A 452-nucleotide genomic window follows, 5' to 3' on the forward strand; every position below is an offset into this window, starting at 1 on the left:
GGAAGCGGGACATCTTGCGCTTCGCCTGACGGGTCACGGCCCGGAGTCTGCGGGGCGGGTTGATCTCTTCCTCGAGTTCACGGGCCACCGTGGACAGGGACTGAGGGGGAGAAATCCCTGTTCAGCGAGGTGATGCTCCGGCGGGCTGCCCGCAGGGCCGCGGAGAAGGAGAGTCGGTCCGGATCAAGTGGTTCACTGCGGTTCACCGCTGCTCTGTGCATCAGGACTCTCAGGCCGCTGTAGAGCACCAGGTGTGCGTAGATCTCCTGGAACACCAGGTCAGGGCTCTTGCTTGGCATGACGGTGCGGGTGCCGGTCTGGGTGGTTTTCAGTTCGGCGAGGGTGTTCTCCACCTCCCACCGCTCGCCGTAGAGGGCGGCCAGTTCGGCAGCCGGTGCCGCAGTGGGGTCCATGAGGGTGGTGATGAGCCGGTAGCGTTCGGCCTGATCACG

The 452-nt window shown here is 65.3% G+C and carries 1 protein-coding gene; it reads right to left on the reverse strand.

Features of this window, described 5'->3' with window-relative positions; all coding sequences use genetic code 11:
• Positions 1-77: 77 nt before the first annotated feature.
• A partial coding sequence (locus IF89_RS0136085; RefSeq protein WP_030777728.1) for a transposase occupies positions 78-452 on the reverse strand: 375 nt, incomplete at its 5' end.

Origin of the sequence: Streptomyces sp. NRRL F-2664 (assembly GCF_000719345.1) — a bacterium.
Classification (GTDB): domain Bacteria; phylum Actinomycetota; class Actinomycetes; order Streptomycetales; family Streptomycetaceae; genus Streptomyces.